Origin of the sequence: Chryseobacterium luteum, from assembly GCF_000737785.1 — a bacterium.
GTDB lineage: Bacteria > Bacteroidota > Bacteroidia > Flavobacteriales > Weeksellaceae > Chryseobacterium > Chryseobacterium luteum.
This window is the reverse complement of the sequence record NZ_JPRO01000006.1, coordinates 24906-45928: the sequence shown is the minus strand read 5'-3', so window position 1 is coordinate 45928 and position 21023 is coordinate 24906. Positions and strand designations below refer to the sequence as shown.

At 38.5% G+C, this 21023-nt stretch carries 20 protein-coding genes; 9 read left to right on the top strand and 11 right to left on the bottom strand.

Annotated elements, in window-relative coordinates:
* Positions 1–217: 217 nt before the first annotated feature.
* A complete protein-coding gene (locus tag IX38_RS09135; RefSeq protein ID WP_228377930.1) occupies positions 218–1585 on the bottom strand; it encodes a DUF1800 domain-containing protein in 1368 nt (455 codons plus the stop codon).
* Positions 1586–1835: 250 nt separating this feature from the next.
* On the opposite strand from IX38_RS09135, the gene IX38_RS09130 reads away from it, so the two are divergent.
* The 7 genes from IX38_RS09130 (at position 1836) to IX38_RS09100 (ending at position 8783) form a co-directional block, all read left to right on the top strand.
* Positions 1836–2399: a membrane protein gene (locus tag IX38_RS09130; RefSeq protein WP_034704025.1), complete on the top strand. Its 564-nt coding sequence runs from the start codon at positions 1836–1838 to the stop codon at positions 2397–2399.
* Between the two features lie 114 nt (positions 2400–2513).
* The gene (locus IX38_RS09125; protein WP_034704023.1) at positions 2514–3563 is read left to right on the top strand and encodes a glucokinase; all 1050 of its coding nucleotides are present in this window, start codon (positions 2514–2516) and stop codon (positions 3561–3563) included.
* Between the two features lie 146 nt (positions 3564–3709).
* On the top strand, positions 3710–4276 hold the full coding sequence (locus IX38_RS09120) for a YceI family protein (RefSeq protein WP_034704021.1): 567 nt from the start codon (positions 3710–3712) through the stop codon (positions 4274–4276).
* A 78-nt stretch (positions 4277–4354) separates the two neighbouring features.
* Positions 4355–4984 (top strand): YceI family protein, encoded by a 630-nt coding sequence (locus IX38_RS09115; protein ID WP_034704018.1) that lies wholly within the window; start codon positions 4355–4357, stop codon positions 4982–4984.
* 186 nt (positions 4985–5170) lie between these two features.
* Entirely contained in the window at positions 5171–5812 is a 642-nt protein-coding gene (locus IX38_RS09110) for an alpha/beta hydrolase (protein ID WP_034704016.1), read from the top strand.
* Positions 5813–5918: 106 nt separating this feature from the next.
* The gene (locus IX38_RS09105; RefSeq protein WP_034704142.1) at positions 5919–7265 is read left to right on the top strand and encodes an ammonium transporter; all 1347 of its coding nucleotides are present in this window, start codon (positions 5919–5921) and stop codon (positions 7263–7265) included.
* Positions 7266–7364: 99 nt separating this feature from the next.
* Complete coding sequence (locus IX38_RS09100; protein ID WP_034704014.1) at positions 7365–8783, top strand: L-serine ammonia-lyase; 1419 nt, start codon at positions 7365–7367, stop codon at positions 8781–8783.
* Positions 8784–9000: 217 nt separating this feature from the next.
* On the opposite strand, the gene IX38_RS09095 is transcribed toward IX38_RS09100, so the two are convergent.
* The 5 genes from IX38_RS09095 to IX38_RS21905 all read right to left on the bottom strand — a co-directional run bounded on the left by IX38_RS09095 (position 9001) and on the right by IX38_RS21905 (position 13312).
* On the bottom strand, positions 9001–10635 hold the full coding sequence (locus tag IX38_RS09095; RefSeq protein ID WP_051884585.1) for a serine hydrolase domain-containing protein: 1635 nt from the start codon (positions 10633–10635) through the stop codon (positions 9001–9003).
* Positions 10636–10640: 5 nt separating this feature from the next.
* Positions 10641–11222 carry a YIP1 family protein gene (locus tag IX38_RS09090; RefSeq protein WP_034704012.1) on the bottom strand — a complete coding sequence of 194 codons (582 nt, stop codon included), beginning with the start codon at positions 11220–11222 and terminating at the stop codon, positions 10641–10643.
* Between the two features lie 10 nt (positions 11223–11232).
* Complete coding sequence (locus tag IX38_RS09085; protein ID WP_034704011.1) at positions 11233–11505, bottom strand: DUF2089 family protein; 273 nt, start codon at positions 11503–11505, stop codon at positions 11233–11235.
* Positions 11506–11791: 286 nt separating this feature from the next.
* Positions 11792–12634 carry a prephenate dehydrogenase gene (locus tag IX38_RS09080; protein WP_034704009.1) on the bottom strand — a complete coding sequence of 281 codons (843 nt, stop codon included), beginning with the start codon at positions 12632–12634 and terminating at the stop codon, positions 11792–11794.
* A 198-nt stretch (positions 12635–12832) separates the two neighbouring features.
* Positions 12833–13312, bottom strand: coding sequence for a hypothetical protein (locus IX38_RS21905; RefSeq protein WP_051884582.1), 480 nt, complete (start codon positions 13310–13312; stop codon positions 12833–12835).
* A 294-nt stretch (positions 13313–13606) separates the two neighbouring features.
* Between IX38_RS21905 and IX38_RS09070 the strand changes: the two genes are divergently transcribed.
* Positions 13607–14344 carry a hypothetical protein gene (locus IX38_RS09070; protein WP_131368653.1) on the top strand — a complete coding sequence of 246 codons (738 nt, stop codon included), beginning with the start codon at positions 13607–13609 and terminating at the stop codon, positions 14342–14344.
* Between the two features lie 267 nt (positions 14345–14611).
* Entirely contained in the window at positions 14612–15277 is a 666-nt protein-coding gene (locus tag IX38_RS09065; RefSeq protein WP_034704136.1) for a hypothetical protein, read from the top strand.
* A gap of 82 nt (positions 15278–15359) precedes the next feature.
* Here IX38_RS09065 and IX38_RS09060 read toward each other — a convergent pair whose 3' ends face one another.
* The 5 genes from IX38_RS09060 to IX38_RS09040 all read right to left on the bottom strand — a co-directional run bounded on the left by IX38_RS09060 (position 15360) and on the right by IX38_RS09040 (position 21023).
* A complete protein-coding gene (locus IX38_RS09060; RefSeq protein WP_034704004.1) occupies positions 15360–17642 on the bottom strand; it encodes a cation:proton antiporter in 2283 nt (760 codons plus the stop codon).
* Positions 17643–17948: 306 nt separating this feature from the next.
* Positions 17949–18659, bottom strand: a complete 711-nt coding sequence (locus tag IX38_RS09055; RefSeq protein WP_034704001.1) for a LytR/AlgR family response regulator transcription factor — start codon at positions 18657–18659, stop codon at positions 17949–17951.
* Positions 18634–19407, bottom strand: a complete 774-nt coding sequence (locus IX38_RS09050; RefSeq protein WP_084680240.1) for a histidine kinase — start codon at positions 19405–19407, stop codon at positions 18634–18636. The genes IX38_RS09055 and IX38_RS09050 overlap by 26 nt, the downstream gene beginning before the upstream one ends.
* Before the next feature lie 51 nt (positions 19408–19458).
* Entirely contained in the window at positions 19459–19830 is a 372-nt protein-coding gene (locus IX38_RS09045) for a hypothetical protein (RefSeq protein ID WP_034703998.1), read from the bottom strand.
* The gene (locus IX38_RS09040) at positions 19830–21023 is read right to left on the bottom strand and encodes an alanine dehydrogenase (protein WP_034703996.1); all 1194 of its coding nucleotides are present in this window, start codon (positions 21021–21023) and stop codon (positions 19830–19832) included. Before IX38_RS09040 ends, IX38_RS09045 begins: the two co-directional genes overlap by 1 nt.

Below are 21023 nucleotides of genomic sequence, written 5' to 3'. Positions count from 1 at the left end.
TACACAGATTTTTATAACTGAAATAAATCTGCTAAATCTCTTTAATCTGTGACAGGAATATGTTTCTTTAATAATTATTTCTGCATCATAATTGTATTGAATAAAATTTAAACAGGTACTTGAAGTAACAAATAATAAATCAAAGTCTGCAAGGCTAAACGGCGGCTACTATTACCTGCTGCCTGCTGCCTGCAACCTGCAACCTATTATCTGCAACCTAACACAACTGATATTCCGGGGTAGACATCAGGTTGATGATATTCATTTTTATACTTTTGTCTGAGAAATTCTTTACAGAATCCATATCAAGCGTTTTAGAGCTCTGAATCAAATAATCTTCACAGTTTTTATCAGCAAAAACCTTTTCCAGCCTGCTCCAGTCAATCGTAATATTAGGATTCTTAAAAGATTTGTTCATGGCGGTTTCACGGGATTTCATTCCCATGTCGATATCATCATCCTGGCGCGGACTGTATTCCAAGGGACGCAGGCCGGACCATATCTGTGGAATCTGTAGCCTTAGCATCAGGGTAGAACTGTCTATCCATGATTTTCCGCTCGGCCATCCTGAGACATTCGGCGGGTAGAGGAGCATTTGTCCCAGCAGTTTCTGATAAACAATAAGGTTTTCAGGATTCTGGATATTCATTGGCAGCATCCGCATCATTCCGGCCATCAGTTCTATCGGGGATTTTATCCTGTTGCCGATATTTTTTTTATCATAGAACCATGAACCCGAAAAGATTTCGGTCATGAGCTTTCTGATATCGTATCCGGAGTTGTAGAAACCTGTGCTCAGCTGTTCTACAATACTATTATCCACATTTTCATTGACGAAGAACTTATATATTTTTGTGGTGATGAATTTCGCAGTGGCCTTCTCTTCGAGGATGATATTTAAAATGTCAGTTCCTGTAAAATTTCCCGTTTTCTCCAGGAATGTTTTCGTTCCTTCATCATGCAGGTTTTTTCGTTCCTTGAAATTGCCTTCCTTGTCATAGCCCCAGCCTGTAAATGCCCTGGCTCCTTCACGGATGTCCTTTTCAGTGTAATTTCCCCTTCCCATGGTAAATAATTCCATTACCTCGCGGGCAAAGTTTTCATTCGGATGGTCTTTTTTGTTTTGCTGATTATTCAGGAAATTCAGCATTGCAGGGGATTGGCTTACCTCGAAGAGAAGATCTTTAAAATTTCCCAGCGCCTTTTTCCTGATCGTGTTAAGAAGCTGCTTGCTGAATTTTGAATTGTTGATTCTGGATGCAAAATGTCCGTGCCAGAAAAATGCCATTTTTTCTCTCATTTGCTCTTTGCTGTTGACCATTTCATTCAGGAAATTCAGGTTAAGCTCATTGTTTTGCTCCCTGATAATGCGCTGCATTTCCTTTTTCTTTTCTGCCGGGGTTCTGCTGTCCGTCATATCATCTGAGGTTTGGGGATCAGGGGTATCATAGTTTATTTCTGTGAAGTTTCCTTCCTTGAATAATTCCTGGATCAGCGTTTTTATATTTATATTTTTCAGATCTGCAATCTGGTTGATTCCGGGTCCGAAACCGGCCCGCCAGAGAAGATGCTTATTATGTAACATTGAATCGGCCATGTTGAGAGAATTTAGTGTTTTGATGATGTAGAAGCAGAAAGGTTAAAATAATAACGGTTAAGAATTCGTAATAGTATGATGTTCAATATTTAATTTAAACAATCATTTGATTTTGATGCAAATTAACCTATTGATAATCATTATTTTGTAATAGATCTGAGTGTTAAAACTCATATAAAGCGGTTCCTTGGCACGATTTTTACAGCTTATTGCATTAGTAAAATTTAAAATTAGAGTTATGAAAATGTTAAAACAATCAATAGTGCTGGCTGGAATCTTAATGGCAGGTATGGCAAGTGCACAGAGCGCGCAGATGAATAACATGATCAAAGTAGGAGCTAATGTTGGTTTGGCAGTTCCGTCAGATAATCTTTCTGCAGCTGCAGGTGTGGATGTGTCCTATCAGAATTTGATCACTCCGGGATTTGGATTAGGTATTGCAACAGGATATACTCATTATTTTGGAAAAAGCAACAATGGCTATGATAACAATGATGTAGGGGTAATTCCTGTAGGAGCGCTGATAAGAATCTACCCGAAACAGACCGGTTTCTACTTTGGCACGGACTTAGGATACGGATTCCTTGTGGGAAATGAAAAAGTGGCTTCCAACAGCTCAATCGACAGACCGGACGGAGGTTTCTATATCAAGCCGGAAATCGGGTACCACAACAGAGACTGGAATTTCTTCGTACAGTATCAGAAAGTTTTTGTAGGAGATAAAGGCGATATCGCCGGACAGGACTACAATGTGGGAAATATAGGAGTAGGATTCGGGTACAATATTCCATTAGGAAAGTAGTTAGATTTATATATAAACAATTATTAGCCAAGCCTTTTTGTGAAAATGAAAAGGTTTTTTGCTTCCCTGCAATATTTACAAAAACTATTATTATATTTGATAAAATTTGAGGTTATGATATTGAATCCAAAATTTCCGCTTTATTTACCAGGAGTAGAAAATACCAATAATGATAATGTTTCTATCATTGGTGCAAGTCTCCGTGAAGATATAACCATCTTAGGCCATTTTGTATCCGCTAACGGAGGTCTTGAGATAAAAACTCAGAATGAATATAGTACGAAAGACTATGCTTTGTTTTCTGATATATTGAAAAAATTCATTCAGGATAATCAGCTGGAGAATGTAAAACGTCTGTCGCTGGCTGTACCCGGACCTGTAATTGACGGGAAAAGCAGCCCTGCAAGGTTAGGCTGGGACTTGGATATTGAAGAATATACCAGGGATTTCGGCTTTGAAAAAGCAGATATGCTCAATGACCTTGAAGCTTCCGCTTATGGTATGGCGCTTCTTGAAGATGATGACCTAGACCCGATCTACACCAGCGGGCATCTTGAAAAAGGGAATGTAGCCATCCTTGCTCCCGGCCACGGGCTGGGTGAAGCCGGTTATTTCTTTGACGGGAAATACCTGAGACCTTTCGCTACGGAAGGAGGACACTCGGAATTTTCACCAAGAACCAATGTGGAAGTGGAATTTTACCAGTTCCTAAACAATATCTACGGTATTGTAAGCTGGGAAAATGTACTGTCCAAAACCGGTCTTTTCAATATTTACAGATTCTTGAGAGACGTAAAAAGGCATCCGGAACCGGAATGGCTTGCAGAACGTCTTTCAGGAGGAGATTTTGTTCAGGAAATTTACAAAGCCGCAGTTGAAGATGATGTTCTGATCTGTAAAATTGCTTTAGATACCTTCCTGGAATTTCTTGCAAGAGAAGCAAACAACCTTGTGCTGAAGTTTAAGGCTACCGGAGGACTGCTGATTTCGGGAGATATTCCGCAAGTAATCAGAGAGTATATCGACAAAGGTAAATTCTATGAAAAGTTCAAGATAAGCGATAAGATGGAAGCATTGCTGAAAGGCATACCGATTTATCTGATCAAGCAGAATCACACCGCATTAAAAGGGACGGCACTGTACACTGCTTACTATCAAAATTAAAATACACAACTCCGGAACTTCCGGAGTTTTTTTATAGAATGATATTATTCATAAAAATAATTGATTTTATTGATATACATCAATGAAATCTATCAGATAAGTTGGCTACATTTGCAGCATTAAACAAGTAAAATAACTTTATTCAAATGAAAAAAATATTCTTATTAGCAGTTTTAGCTGGTGGCCTTGCATTCGGACAGTCAAAAAAAGTAGTAGCATCTGACGTTCACTGGTGGGGATACAAAGTGGCAAAATCTGAGGCAAGCTCTCATGACGGTACTGTAAAAGTAAAATCAGGAGACATGATCATGAAAGGAAATAATCTTGTGGGAGGGAGCTTTGTATTGGATATGACTTCCATCAGCTCAACTGACCTTTCGGGAGAATATCAGCAGAAACTGAACGGACACCTTAAGAACGGTGACTTTTTTGAAGTTGAAAAATTCCCAACGGCTTCTTTCAAAATTACTTCTGTAAAGAAAAACAGTGATAAGATCTATAATTCTTTAGTAACAGGAAACCTTACCGTTAAAGGAAAAACAAGCCCAATTACTTTCCCTGCAAAGATTGCTTACAGCAAAGGAGTAGTAAGTCTGGTATCTGATAAATTCTCTTTCGACAGACAGAAATTTGACGTTGCTTACAAATCTACCATGCAGGATGTTTTTGTGAAAGATGACATTGAAATGATTGTAAAGGTAACTGCTAAATAATTTAATCAAAAAAAGATTATTAAAAGTGTAGAAGTTCTACACTTTTTTTTATTTTTGTTGAATTGTAAATAAAAAAGAATGAAAAGATTACTATTGTTTGCTATGATGTGTGCGAGCATATCATTTGTTTCTGCACAGAAGAAATTTGATAAAGTTTCAAAAGTGACTTCATCAGAGATCAGGTGGTGGGGATATAAAGTTGTAAAAACTGAGGCTTCTTCGCATTCAGGGACAGTAAAGCTGAAAAGCGGAAAATTCAATTTTGATAAAACAGTCCTTGTAGACGGAGAGTTTGTTATAGATATGAGGAGCCTGATGGCGGGAGATGTTTCCGAGGAAGATCAGATCAAGCTTACCAATGACCTGAAAAGCACCAATTTCTTTGAGGTTAAAAAATTCCCGATCGCAAAATTTCACTTGACTAAAATCATTCCTTTAGCAAATAGTGAATACAATTCAACAGTATACGGTGATGTTACCATCAAAGGAGTAAGAAAAACAATCACTTTCCCTGCAAATGTATACGTAACCCAGTTTACGGTAGTCGTGGAGTCTGCTAAATTCTCACTGAACAGAAGAGATTTCAAAGTATTCTACCAGTCTTCACTGAAAGATTATTTCATCAAGAACGAAATGGATATCCAGTTCAGAGTTTCTACAGAAAAGCTGGATAATGAGAACAGGGTTCCTGTAAAGAAAAAGAAATAAGTAAAATATACAATCAGATACTAAAATGGGCGGTTTTTATAAACGGTCCATTTTTTTATGCATGTACTTTTCAAAAGTATTGCACAAAGCCCACTTTAAGAGCCTTCAATCTTCTTAACGGTTAAAAAAACAGGCAACCTAAAATTTAATCTATGTCTTTTCCCATGTTTTTCATAAATTAGTATAATGAAAATTTATGTGGTAAGCGGTCTCGGAGCAGACTTTAAAGTGTTGGAAAGGCTGGAGTTTCCCGGGAACTGTGAGTTAATTTTTATAGACTGGCTCATCCCTGAGAAAAACGAGCCCTTTCATTCCTATGTTGAAAGAATGGCGGAAAAAGTGGATGATTCCGAGCCGTTCTGCCTGCTGGGTTATTCTTTTGGCGGCATTATGGTGCAGGAGATCAACAGGCTGAAGCCCGCGCAAAAAGTGGTCATTATGGGAAGCATCAAATCAGATAAAGAGAAATCTAAATTTATAAAAACCGGAGAAATCACAAAAATTCCGAGAATACTTCCTGTGGGCATGTTTAATGACAAAGCTGCAAACGCATATTCTGTAGTCAGAAAACTGTTCGATCCTAAAAATCCTAAGATTCTCCAATACTTCAAGGTCAGAGATCCTTATTATCTCAAATGGTCTGTGGAAAAGGTTTCCGAATGGAAATTTGAAGAAACTCCTGAAGTTATACAGATATTGGGTGATAAAGATATCGTCTTTCCTATTAAATATTCAAAACCGGATTATGTCATCAAAGGAGGTACTCATCTCTTTCCGGCCACAAAATATAAAGAAGTGTCCAAAATATTGAAGGAAGTTTTTGTTTAAACCGTTTAAGTTTTTAAATAAGATATGTTTTTTAAGGGGTATTTTGTAAAATTTTATGTTTTTATAAAATTTATATTTAATTTTGATGGGGTTAAATGTAAATTATATGAAAATTGGTTTAAAATGGATTGTTTCATTCTCAGTCATCACCCTTGTAGCCTTCGGAGGATTATTTTGGAGCCCGGCTGTTGATGTTCCCAACACAGGAGAATTTCTCAGTGAAGACAAAATTGTAGGGGCAGACGTCGCATGGATCCTTGCGGCAGCCGGCCTTGTATTGCTGATGACACCCGGACTGTCATTCTTTTACGGAGGAATGGTAGGCAAGAAAAATGTAATTTCCACGATGCTGCAGAGTTTTATTGCGCTCGGTGTTATTTCCATTTTATGGGTTGTGGTTGGGTTTTCTTTATCGTTCGGGGATTCTTTAGGCTTTGAGATCAATGGTGTGCATTACGGAATCATTGGAAACCCTTTAAGTTATCCGTTTTTCAGCCATGTGGGGGCACTGCCTCACAAAATGATGGCTTCCACCATTCCCTTCGTGCTTTTTGCCCTTTTTCAGATGAAGTTTGCAGTTATTACACCCGCTCTTATTACAGGTTCTTTTGCCGAGCGGGTTCGCTTTATCTCTTATCTGCTGTTCATGGTGCTTTTCAGCATTTTTATCTATACGCCGCTTTGCCATATGGTATGGCATCCTGACGGACTTCTGAATAAATACTTTGGGGTAAAAGACTTTGCAGGCGGAACTGTAGTTCATATGAGTGCCGGCTTTGCCGCTTTAGCGGGTGCTTTGGTTCTGGGAAACAGGAAAAACCCGCATCATGAGCCTTCCAATATTCCTTACGTACTTTTAGGAACCGGAATGCTTTGGTTCGGATGGTTTGGGTTTAATGCCGGATCTGCTCTGAGTGCGAATGCATCTGCTGCTACGGCTTTCGGAACAACCACTATTGCTTCTGCTTCTGCCATGATGACCTGGATCTTTTTTGACCGGATCAACGGAAGAAGTGTTTCTGCATTGGGAGCCTGTATCGGTGCTGTTGTAGGACTTGTAGCCATTACTCCCGGCTGTGGCTTTGTAAGTATCCCGGAAAGTCTTTTTATAGGATTTGCAGCGGCAATCGTTTCTAATGTGATGATGAACTGGAAAGCTTTGAAGAAAATAGACGATACCCTCGATGTTTTCGCCTGCCATGGAGTAGGAGGCATCATGGGAATGATTCTTACCGCTATATTGGCCCATGGTGAAAATGCGAGCCTTCTTCATGGAGGAATCGAAGTTTTTGCCCATCATATGGCGGCTTTGGTTCTTGTTTCAGCTTTTACCTTCTTTGGTTCCCTGCTTCTGTATAAAATTACAGATTCTATGATTACCCTTAGGGTTTCCGAAGAAGCTGAAAATAAAGGACTTGATATTTCCCAACACGAAGAAAGCTTAAAATGGTAACCTGAAATCTTTAAATAAGACATTAAACCTAATTTCAGACTGGTTTTATTAATATTTTATCATGTATCTTTGTTTTAAGAGGAAAATGATCAGTGATTTATGGAATCAATATCGGTTTTTGAGATTATTAAAGTAGGAATAGGCCCGTCCAGTTCACACACGATGGGACCCTGGAATGCGGCATCTGCATTTATCAGAATTATAAAAAGGGAAAGATCAATCGCAGAAGTAAAGGAAGTTTTTATTGAATTTTTCGGCTCCCTGGCGAAAACAGGAATCGGGCACGGAACGGATATTGCCGGAATGCTTGGGTTGAACGGTGAAGATTTTAAAATCATCAATACTTCAGAAATTGATGAAAAAATAGAGAAAATAAAAAAAGAGCAAACCATTAACCTGGGTGGAGAAAAAGAAATTCCTTTTATCTACGGGTATCATTTGGTTTTAAATATGCAGAAATCCCTTGATTTTCACCCCAACGGAATGATTTTTAAGGCTGTTTTTGAAGATGGAACCGAGCTTGTTCAGGATTTTTATTCTGTAGGAGGAGGTTTTATTGCAAGCCAGGAAAAAAAATCCATAGAAAAACACTGTGTCCGGACACTATATCCCTGTCACCACGGTTCGGATATTGTAAAATACTGTGAAAAACTAGGATTGAAAAGGTTTTCAGACCTGATCCTCATCAATGAAGAAAGCTGGAGATCTCAGGAAGAAACCAGACAGGAAGCCATGAATATCTGGAAGAATATTAAAGAATGCATCTACAAAGGCGTTAATAAAGAAGGCATTCTTCCCGGAGGTTTAAATGTAACCAGAAGGGCTGCCGGGATCAACAGGAAGCTTTTGGGAGATAAGATCTATAAAAATATTGATGAATGGTTTCAGATGGTTGTAGATGCGGAAGAAAATTTCACCAATATCAATAAGTGGATCGCGTGTTTTGCATTGGCTGTAAATGAAGAGAACGCCAGTTTCGGAAGGATCATCACGGCCCCTACAAATGGTGCCAGCGGTGTAATTCCGGCAGTTTTAATGTATTCGCAGGCATTTACAGAATGTATCAGCGAAGATGATATCGTAAGGTTTTTACTTGTAGCCGGAGAAATAGGCACCTTATTCAAGAAAAATGCAACTATTTCTGCTGCAATGGGCGGATGCCAGGCCGAGATCGGTGTTTCATCAGCGATGGCAGCGGCAGGGTTGACGGAAATTTTAGGCGGAAGTATAGGCCAGGTATTAATGGCGGCTGAAATTGCCATGGAGCACCATCTCGGACTTACCTGCGACCCCATTAAAGGACTGGTACAGATTCCATGTATTGAAAGAAATACAATGGGCGCCATGAAAGCGATCACGGCAGCTAATATAGCGCTGGAAAGTGATCCTGCCAAAGCGAAAGTAACACTGGATGAAGTCATACAGACCATGTGGGAAACAGCTTTATCTATGAGTGACCGTTTTAAGGAAACTTCGGAAGGCGGGCTGGCTATTGCGGTGAACGTTCCTGAATGTTAGAAAACATATTTTTAAATATAAAATCCTTAGAAAAAGTAATCTAAGGATTTTTTTATGATGAATTTTAAATCTTAATTATTTTAAACCATTAAGGTCAATGAAGCGATTAGGAAGAGTTAAGAAAATCAAATGATTTTTCAGTGTAATTCTTACAGCAGAACTCAATTATATTATTCTTGAAAACTTAAAAATTTTTACTGGCTTAAAAAAGATCGGACTACTTTTTATTAAAAAGAGATGTTTTTCCATTTTGGATCAGTTGCATTTGCTTACTTTCAGGAATGAAGATAATCGTGATGCCTGCTTGTTCAAACTGATATTTATTCTTCTCCGTCTTTTTTAGAGGAAATTCAGGCTGTCCTTTCCCTTGTGCAAATAAAGTTCCGTTTTTGGAAAAGACTGTCAAAGGAATCGGAATTTCTTTTGATTCATATTCTCCTGAATATAGGTCCGGCTCAGTGTTAGGTTTACCATTATCAAACGATGGATACTTATAGTCCCTGCCGTACAGCAGGTTTAAAATACCAAGGTACAGGTCATTATGGTGCATGTTTTCACCGTTTAAAGTGACAGCAAAAGAAAGCTTGTCGGTAGGCTCGTAAGAAACGATAGAATGAGAACCGGCTGTATCGCCGCCGTGTCCGTAAGCCGTAATCGTATAGAAAGGCATTTTCATCATTCCCATTCCGAAAACCTTTTCATTTTTGTTGTAGATCATCATATCAACCGTTTCTTTTTTGATGAATTTTCCGTTGAATAAAGCATCAATGAAGAGGTTCATATCCTCTGTTGTAGAAACTATATCACCCAAACCAATACAGTTGTGGAAATTAAAATCAGAGACCTCATTCCAGCTGCCATCTGCAAATGTGTAAGATTTAAATACATTCTTAGGATGATCCATTACCGAGAAGGTATGCTTCATGCCTGCTTTATCAAGGATGTTTTCTTTTAATATGACATTGTATGGCTTACCTGAAAGCTTTTCAAGAATCCTGCTCAAAAGAAAATAAGCTGAGTTGGAATATCTTAATTTCTTTCCGGGTTCAAAGCTTACCCCCTGCTTTTTGATTTCTGCGATGATGGCCTGATCACCTACCGGATTTTTGAAAAGCCAGTTATCCTTTGGCTTACCTACGTAATCGCCCAATCCGCTGGTATGATTCAGCATTTGGTGTAAGGTAATTTTTTTTGCATCAGGAATTTCAGGATAGAATTTTGACAGTTTTTCATCCAGCTTAAGCTTACCGCTTTCAACGAGCTGCATCAGCATGACTGCGGTGATCATTTTACTGACAGACCCAATCTGATATTGGGTTTCTTTATCATAAGCCACATTTTTCAACAGCTGCTGGCCAAAATCTTTGTGATACTCCTGAACTCCGTTTCTGAAAATAGAAACACTGCCGATTCCCTGATTTTTCTTACTAATATAATCCAGAAAATCATCCAATTTTTCTTTGTTGATTGCTTTCCCATTGAGATAGGAAACATCAGCGTTTTTAGAAACCGGAACGTCTCTGAACAGGTTTAAAGGAAGTGCTTTTCCGCCCTGGGTGAGGGTGCCTTCAAAGTGATTGTCTTTAAAAACTCCTTTATAACTGGCATTGATTTTTTTGACCTCAAAACTAAGCTCATTATCAGTAAAATCTGTCTGGTCTACACTGATGTCGTCTTTGCTTTGTTTGGGACTGTTCATCAGGGAAGTGTATCCGGAAGGTCCTTTTTTGATCTTTAAAACCAAAGGAAGTTTCATCATTTGGGTATCGAGTTCACCATTCCATATTCCTTCGATTTGGGCGTGAAAAAGCTGTGCCAGAAAGACCAGCACCAATAGAAATTTGATTTTCATGTTATTTAAAAGTATTTAGATATTAAAATTTGGCAGATCATAGTGGTCAACAATGATACGGCTGCAAAAAGAGCAATATGCTGCCATTTTTTGATGTTGGTTGCTGTTTTGAAGCCGTTGTAATAGATAGTGATACTGTAGATTAAAATGATAAGGATAATGGATGTAGTGCCAATCATGATGGTAAGATCCCAGATAGGTAAGGCTTCCGAAGGATGGGCTCTTTGGCTGGCCATTCTGGTCTGGGTAGCTTTTATGAAGGGTATTTTATCCATCACCTGAAAAATAATCACTACCAGTTGTGAAATGAGTACGGTATTGACAATATCGATGAGTCTCGTCTTATTGTTTAAGATCCTGCCCAATATGAAAAGAATGATAATGGCTGAAGCAAAACTTATTAAAGTGGGAATAGCGACAGCTTCAAGGCTCACCTTGTCCAGGCGGCTGATCCTGTAAATGCTGCTGAAACGGTTGCCGGTCCAGTATCCCGTCAAAATTGCCAGAGCTGTTCCCAAAAGGCCAACAACCAGCAGCAGTTTATCATCAAATCTTTCAAATGGATTAAAAATTGTTTTCCAGTTCATCAGGGGTGGTTTACAGGTTGGTTTTTAGCTGTCCGACTTTGGTGATCAGGTCGTCCATTTTGTTTCTCATGGTGGGATAGGACAGTCCGGCCTGTTTGGCCATTTCTTTGATGCTCCCGCTGGAAAGTAAGAAATTCACAACAAATTCCTGCTCCTCACGGTTCAGCTTGAGCAGAACGGGAAGTTCGTAATCGCCGCTTACTTCTGTTTTGCAACTCGGGCATTTCATCTGACTTACGTTTAAAGTATTTTCGCAACTTGGACAAACCGTCGGAAGTTTCATTGATTATATTTTTTACGAAAGTAAGCTTTTTTTTAATAAAGTTAAAACATTTTTTAATAAAGTTAAAATATAAATATTAAAATTGAAAACGTAAGGGTGGATATCAGGTCGCAGATAAGCGTAAGAAGCAAAAAATATAAGTAAATTATAGTCAAGTCCTGCAACCTGGTCCATGATTCATAAGAACGAATGGGTTGGTTTCAAAAAATAGAGTAAGGAATACAGGATATCACAGTAACGAAGTCCTATTCCCTGCAATCTGCAATCCAATCCCTTTTAATTTATTTTATCTCAATATCCCTCTGATCCTGTTGGCATTGCTGATCAGTTCTTCAAGGTATTCATAATTTTCTTTCTCCAATGCAGCCTTGAATTTTCTGAGCTGGGCAATATGCTCGTTCAGAACATCCAGAACATTTTCTTTATTCTGTTTAAAGATGGGAACCCACATTTCCGGATGGGATTTTGCAAGACGTACCGTACTGGAAAAACCGGAGCTTGCAAGCTGGAAAATAGTTTCTTCCTCACGTTCTTTTTCCAAAACGGTATTGGCCAGAGCATAAGACGTAATGTGTGATATATGCGAAATATAAGCAGTATGAACATCGTGGTTTTCTGCATTCATGTAGATCAGGTGCATATCAAGGCTTTCTGCGACTTTTTCAGCTAATTGAAGTGCATCAGGTGCGGATTCTTCTTTATTGCAGATCACTCCGGCCTTTCCTGAAAAGCTGTCCGAAACAGCAGATGCCGGGCCGTTGTTTTCGGTACCCCACATCGGGTGAAAAGCCACAAATCTTGAACGTTTCGGATGATTTTTAACTGCATTTACGATTCCTGCTTTTGTAGATCCGGCATCCATTACAGTCTGTTTGTCAGAAATAAGATCAAGAACCTCCGGCAGCAGTTTTCTGGCCGCGTCTACAGGAACGGCAATGATAATAAAGTCCGCATTTTTCACTCCATATTCGAGATCTGTACCGGCGTCAATAATTTTAAGCTCCAGTGCCTTACTGATATGCTGCTGATTGTTATCAATCCCGTAGATGAAATCTGCAATGCCTTTTTCCCTTAATTTTAAAGCCATTGAACCACCAATTAAACCTGTACCAAGAATACTTATCTTCATCTTTCTTTTAATTTAAAATAAAAAACCCCGTCCAGGACGAGGTTTTAAGTTATGTTCATAAGAATCCCTATCCCAGATCTGAGTTAAAAATTCTATAATAATATGTCGTGTTATTGAAATTCACCAGGCGAAGGTATAAAATATTTTTTAAACTCAGGATATTTTTGATTCAAATTATTATGGTGCTTCTTTGCCGGCTTAATCTGCGCTGTGAATAATGGTTCTTTTAACGTCTTTATTCATTTGCTCCAGACTTAAGGTGGTTACTCCGCCTTCAAACTGAAACTCAATATCTGTTTTCTTTGGAGAAACCTTGTAGCTTATGGAAATCAGACCATCCTGATTAATTTCTTTTGTGGTGCTTTCTTTGGGCAGATCTGTCAATAAAAGCTCTGCTTTTTCTATCTCTTTATCTTTTATCGTTCTTCTATAGACTTCATCAACAGAGGTGTTTTTAAAGATACATTCCTGTTCAGTTTCGTATTCTACCTGTTTTTCCGTGCATTCTTTCAAAGCGGGGATTTCCTTGGTTTCCGGAGTGGTGGGATCTGCTGAAGGTGCTTTTACGGCGATGGTATCTTTTTTAGCTGCTGTTGTCTCAGTAATTTCTTTTTTGGAATCATTTTTACAGGCTGTAAAAACCAAAAGACTGAGGCAGACGAAACTTATTTTTTTCATTGATAGGGTTTAAATTTACTTTTTAAAGTGATTCAAAAATAATAAATATTCATCTTTGAAATTGACCCAATCTGCGATTTTAAAATAATTTTCTTTATAAATTATTGAATAACAGTTACTTTCTGTGTTGGGGGTTATTTTTTTAATACTTAAAATATTGGTCAATTTTAACTGGCTTTTCCTGTTAGAAGAGCTGTGTAATAGCTGTCTTTTTGTACTTTTGCATGACGAAGCCTTTTTGTGAAAAAAAATGACTTCAATGAATCGTATCCATTTATCATTAAAATCTCTAATATGAACTATCTGAAAAAAATAATATTCATGGTATGCTTTGCCGCAGGCATCTGTCACGCTCAGCAAAAGAATACTGACGCGAATTATAGTTTTAGCGGCCTTATTGACCAAAAAATTCCTGTTGAACTGACTGTCAGCGTTTCAAAGAATGTTGTTTTAGGGAACATCAGATATGTCAAAACTAAAGATAAGAAACCCATTAAAATAATAGGAACGCTGGATTCCGGAAATCATTATCATCTGGAGGAATTTGAAAACGATGGGAATATCAGCGGAATTATTGACGCGGTCTTAAAAAATGGAAAATTAGAAGGATCCTGGTCTTCCACAAAGTCTGATGCTGTTTATCCCATTGCACTTAATGTCCAAACTAAAGTAAATCCGAAGCCGGAGATATTTTCACCTGTTCCATCTGATCGTTTTGAAGGAACGTATACCTATCAATATGGAGAAGATGGTTATCAGGGAAGTATTACGATTAAAAAGATAAAAGATCAGAGGTATTCCTATGACATTGGTTCTGTGACCAGCGCTCCGGGCAGAAATATTGCAGATGCGTCGGGAGAGGTGATGATTAAAAATAATCAGTTTACTATTGAAATCAATCAATCATGTTCATTCCTCGCTACATTTTATAACGGATTTATATCAATTACATCAGTCCCGTCTGAGCAGTCGCGTGATTGTGAGTTTGGAATGAATGCAACTTTAGACGGAACTTTTCTTAAAGTGAAATAGATTCGTGAATTAACGCAAAACAAACTTATTGAATCACTCCTGGAAAAATAAAACCAACTTTTAAAAGTTGGTTTTTATTATAGAATGCACCAATGGGCTGCCCCCAAAAGTCATATGCTGTTTAGTCTTTATTAGGATAAGGGCATGATCTTAGCAAGCATGAGGGCTTACTTATCGTATCTCTCCAAAGATAGTAACTCCAGTTTTTAAGCAGTGTCATGAAGATTAACTAGCTTTGTAACAAATCAATATCACGACACAATGATCATGAAGAATTGTTTTTATACTTTACTGGTAGTAATTGCTGCCATACACTGGATCAATGCGGAAACCTTCACATCCGAAACTGGAAAGCGGCAGCTTTCTGCTTCTTTACACGTCACACCATCTGATACGGCAAAGATCAAAGAATCTTTCAGGGAAAAAGATATTGCCGTCAACGAATATTTAACAGACAGGCTGAAACCGGTTCGTACCAATTTTAAAAGGATCAATTCTATTACAAAATGGAGCTCCATCAAAAAGAAAAACATAGAAGGAGAATCCGCAGAAGGCGGGGAGGCTGTATTTTATGAGCAGAAAGGTCGCTTAGAAAAGATAACGGCAAGACTTTACGGAGAAACGGGGCAGGTACTTACCGAATATTATTTGCTTAACGGACATCTGTCCTTTGTTTTTGAGAAGATATATACCTACAACCGCCCGATGTTTTATGATGTCAAAGCCATGAAAGAAAACCATGATACGGAAGCTTTTGACTTTAAAAAATCAGAGATTGAAGAAAGCCGGAATTATTTTGAAAAAGGAAAACTGGTTCACCTTGTCAATAGTTTGGATTGTGGCGCTCCTTTCAGCAGTGATTATATTGATGGAGAGCAGAAGAGAATTTCCGAAGCATTTCAAAAACTTCTAGAACTCAGGAAGGAAAAATAATGTAACAATATAACAATGTAACAGTTTATCAATCATTTAATCCTATTGTTACATTGTTAGACTGCTACATTATTACATTAATTTAAGGGTTAGAGATAATCAATGTAGAAGGGATATCAGACAGCCAAAGGCTCTTGCTGTCGATGAGGTTTTTCCAGCTTTTGCTGCTGACCAGCATCAGATCCTGTGAGTTCAGGAATTCCTTCTCTATTTTTTTCTCATTATATAAAGTGATGTGGTTGGGAGCTACCTGTTCAATACTTCTGATCAGTTCTTTCACCTCGATATTGTTGCGGATCTGTCCGGCTGCATCAAGGATGATGATCTGGGAATTGTTATTATTGATCAGCCTTTTGGCATATTCAAGCAGATAAAAATCGCTGAGGTTAAAAATTGGGACAAATACCCTGTCTGCTGATTTGAAATCTTTTTCTACCAGAACGCCTACCGGAATATTGGTTTTATCGAGGATCTGCAGGGTGAAATCGTCAAAAGGAGAATTGTTGAAGATATTTCCTTTACCTTTTACCGTGTTCAGAAGCTTTTCAGGATTAATGATCTTCGTTGTGAATCCTAGCAGCCTTCCCAGTAAACTTCCTTCGTACATGGATTTTCCAAGCATGATCAGAAGAAGGTCATAATTTCCTTTATTTGAAATACCTGCAAGGTCATTCTGAATATCAGTAGAAGCTTTGAAAAGAGTCGTGACTTCCAGTTTCAGGTCGTGTGATGTTTCAATAACGTTTTTAAACTGGGCATCTTCATATTCATTGATATCATAAGCATGCATTTCATCTACCGGAGCAATATTCATGGCCGTAATACTTTTGTTGCCATTCATTTTGTTGGTGAAATCATGGGCAAGTTTTAACAGGGTACTTCCGGATTCAGGTTTATCAAAAGAGAGAAGGACACGGTATTTTGAATCATTACTGTCATGGGCCTCTTCATCAGAACTTTTTTTAGATTTAAAAATAAAATTAATAAAGTCTAAAGCTGGACCTGTCATAAAAGTGGTAAACAAAGCCATAATGACGAGCATAGCAAAGATCTCTGGGCTTAATACGCCTAGGTCATACCCGATGTTCAGGACAATAAGCTCCATTAATCCTCTGGTATTCATCAGAGCACCGATCGTTAAACTTTCCTTCCAGTTGATCCCGACGAACCTTGCTGTGAGCGCGCTTCCTATAAATTTCCCGGTAACAGCCGTTAAGATGATAAATCCTGCCGTCATCCACAAATGACCGTCATTCAATAACCCGATCTGTGTACGGAGGCCTGTAAATACAAAGAACAGCGGAAGAAGAAGCACCAGGGCTACATCTTCAACTTTATCAATGAAAAGTGTTCGGAATTTCGCGTTTTCCGGCATGATAGCTCCGGCCATAAAAGCTCCGAATAGAGCATGAATACCAATAACTTCAGTAGCATATGCGGAAAGGATCAATGTCAGGAAGAAAATAGCAACCATCGGTTTGCTGATTGTGTTTTTGCCCGCTTGCAAGTCCCCGATCCTTTTCAGGAACGGCCTTACAATCTTGATCATAAAAAATACATAGGCAACAGCCATAATGATCACATAGATGGAACTGGTGAAAGATCCTGCCTTTACAATGGCAATAACTGCCGCAAGGATGCACCATGCCGTAATATCATCTGCTGCGGCACAGGTAATAACGATTGTTCCCAGTTTGGTTTTCTGAAGATTTCTCTCCTGAACAATCCTTGCAAGTACCGGAAATGCGGTGATGCTCATTGAAATAGCAATAAACAGGGCAAATGAGGTAAACTGAATACCTTCCGGTGCAAATTCCCGGTACACAAAATAAGAGAGACCGATACCTAATGCAAAAGGAATGATGATGCTGGCATGGCTGATCACTACCGCATCATGAGCTTTTTTCCTTAAAACACTAAGGTCCAGCTCCATTCCTACAATATACATGAACAGAATAAGGCCTATCTGGCTCAAAAACTGTAAGTTGCCCAAGGATTCTTTCGGGAAAAGAAAAGCTGAAAATTCAGGAAAGTACATGCCTAGCAATGAAGGGCCTAAAACAATTCCCGCGATCATTTCGCCAATTACAGTAGGCTGCTTGATTTTCATACAGATCCATCCGAACAGTCTTGCAACAAGAATAATGGTGACAATCTGTGCAAGAAGAAGGGCCAGCGGATGATGAAGATTCGTCTTAAAGGATTCCTGGAAATTTTCCCAGGTAGAACCCGTGTTGGTTTTTGTAACTATATTTTCCCTGATCTCCAGCGTCCGTCCTTCTATGATGAAGAAGTACATCAGGCAGGAAAAAAAGGCGATAGTGGCTATATAAAAAATTAAATTTCTGTATTTTCCCCAGTTCATGATTCCTAATATTTTATACAAAGTTGATAAGAATATATTGATGTTAAATACTCTTCTTTTTAAAATGTAATAAATGTTCTTAAAAATGTAATAAAAATCTATTTCAAGGAATATCCGGTCCTGATCCGGTTTTCCAGATTGGATTGCAATGTATCAATATGGATAAGAGAATTCCTGCTGCATACACACGATTTTCATTATAAAATTATTTGGTTTATAACGAAATTAAACTGTAAAGCTATGGTAAAAGGGGAGAATGTGATGAACCGCCGCATTTTGCAGTGAAACCCTAAATGTCCGAAAGATCTACTTTCCGAACAGTTCCATTAATGAATGCTTATAAGCTTCTCCTATCTGAAGTTTAAGAAAATGATCTCCTTCCTGTTGAATGGTGGTAATAATTTCGTTGGTGGAAAATACTTTGATAGAAGACAGGGCAATAATCTCCTTTTTATTCACCTGTGCAAAATCCCCCGGAGGAAGCATTTCAAGAAGATTTTTAAAATTGAGGTTTTTCAGAACGATCATAGTTCCGTCATTCAGGGTGATGTCTTTATCGCGGCTGTCGATTTCCGAAGTCTTAATGTAGGCGATCTGTTCCGTAAAAATGACGGTTCTGCCGATATTGGTATTCCATTCAATCAGATCTTTTTTATGAGGAATGTCTACGAGTTGTTTTGCTTTTTCAAAGGCCTGGATCAGTCTTTCCTTTTTGATGGGTTTTCTTACATAATCCACCACATTCAGATCGAAAGCTTCTGCTGCATATTCTTTGTAAGCGGTCGTGAAAATAATCTTTTTGGAACCGGAAATAAGTTCTGCCACCTGAAGTCCTGTCATCCCCGGCATTTCAATATCCAGGATGCAGAGATTACAGTCGATGTCGTTTATTTCCTTCAGGAAAATTTTAGGATCATTGAATGCCTTTACCACTTCTACATTTTCGATCTGTTCGCATAAAAGTTTTAAGTAGCTGATCGCCAGCAGTTCATCATCGAGAATAACGCATTTTATCATAGAATTCTCCTAAATTGATTTTTAATTCTGCGGTGAATATACCGCTTTTTGAACTTTTCTCAAGCTGGTAATGATTGCTGTAAATCATTTTAAGCCTCTGATCCAGAGACTGGCTGCCGAAACCGCTGTTCTCCTTTTCAAGAACATTCTTTAATGAAGATTTGTTGCTGACTTTCATAGTGAAAATTCTGTTTTCAAGTTCCAGATGGATTGCGATAAAAGAATCCTGCGCCAGGAAATCAGTATGTTTAAAGGCATTTTCAATAAGATCAACAGAAATGAGCGGGGCAAAAACTTTTTCTTCATAAACTGTATCGGACTTGTTGATTCTGGATTTGATCCTGAAATCAAAAAGAGGGTTGATCTTTATTTTATTGATCTCAATAAGGCTTAACGCAAAATTCAGTTCCTCTTTCGGGCTGACAAATTTGTTGTTGCTTTCGTACAGGATATAATCCAGGACATTCGCGAGCTTATCCAGGGACATATAAGTCTGGTAGGCATGAGACTGTACGGAATTCAGAATATTTTTAAATAAATGCGGATTCAGCTTGGTGCCGATATGTTCCAGCTGAACTTCATTCAGCTTCTGTTCAATAATCCTGTTGGTTTCAGAAAGCCTGGTATTTCTCTGTTTGATCCTGTTGTTTTGGCTGAACAGGTAAATACTGACCGTAAGAAGCACGAAAATGGCAAAAACTCCAATGAATATCAGATAATCGTGGATCATGTAGTAATTGCCTTCCATAAAAATAGCTTTTTAATGATCTTTATATCAATTCAGCAAAGATCTTGAGGATTATTTCAGTTTTTTCAGACTGTTTAAAGTCACCGTTTCCTCACATTTTTCATAGGTGATTTCGTAAACCGGATGGTTTTCCGGGTATGTCAAAACGTAATCGGGGCAGGGCTTTTTCTGCGCGTGGCTCCTGTCGAAATCTATTTTTCCTTTGGTAATGATACTGTCTTTTATAAATTTTTCATCAATCTTATAAGTGTTCATTCCGTTTTTAACGTCATCAGAATACCTGAATTCTTTAGAAAGGGTTTCTGCGATCACGCGGCTGTTGGGAAGATATCCGCTGCAGCTCGCCCCTTTTTTGTTCAGAATAAAAAATACAAGAATCAGTCCCGGAATAAGGCCTATTAAAAAGAATTTAACTTTTTTCATTAGAAAATTAAAAGATTGATATCATGGTAAGTAAGTCCGAAACGGTCGCAGATCACTTTTTTGGTATGTCTTCCTTTATACATGTATAAACTCTGCTTCATTTCATTTTTGCGGATCAGCATATTTTCAAAACCACCTTCTTCATCGTAATTCAGGATATAGGAAAGGAAGAAATTGGAGATCGCTTTTGTTGTCGTTCTGGGCATTCTGGACGTAAGGTTCGGAAGTCCGCAGTGGATCACGCCGTGTTTGATGATATAAGGATTATCCATAGTCGTAAGCTCAGAGGTTTCTATCACCTTGCCGTTGTCAATCGTAATATCAATAATAACGCTTCCTTTTTTCATTTTTGCGACCATTTCTTCAGTAACGATCGGGGTCATATTCAATCTTGGAAGGGCGCCGATAACTACATCTGCACGTCTTAAAGCTTTGCTTAATTCTTTAGGATCGATAATGGAAGTCGGAACACGGCTGTCTACAAGGGTATGAAGTCTTCTCAGCTTTGAAAGTGAATTATCAAATACTCTGACACTGGCTCCCAGTCCGATGGCTGCTTTTGTTGCAAATTCCCCTACGATTCCCGCTCCTAAAATAACAACTTCTGAAGGTCTTACTCCTGTGATACCGCCCAGCATTAAGCCGTTTGACAAGGCAAGAAGTTCTGATGCATATAAAACAGAGACTGTTCCTGCAATTTCGCCGACCAGCCTTACCAATGCAAGCTGTTTGTATTCGTCCACGATAAATTCAAAAGCGATGGCGTTGATCTTTCTCTCTGCCAGCTTTAAGAAATAATCTTTGTCTCTAAGGTTGATCTGAAGGGCTGAAACCAGATAGGTATTAGGCTTCATGTATTCAATTTCTTCTTCCGTAGGAGGATTGATCTTTAAGATAAGATCCTGTCCGAAAGCTTCTCTGGGATCATTGGTGATCTTTGCACCGGATTCGGAATACTGCAGATCTGTAAAAAAAGAACCTTCTCCGGCACCTGCTTCTATAATGAGCTCGTGACCGTGTTCTACCAGTACCTGTACCGCATCCGGAGTAATGCATGTTCTCCTTTCGTTAAGACAGGTTTCTTTAGGAATTCCAATACTGAACTGTTTTCCTTTCTTTATCACCTCCAGCTTTTCTTCCTTCGGCATCAATTCTTCTTCAGTAAAAGGAGTAAAAATATTTGTAGTACTCAT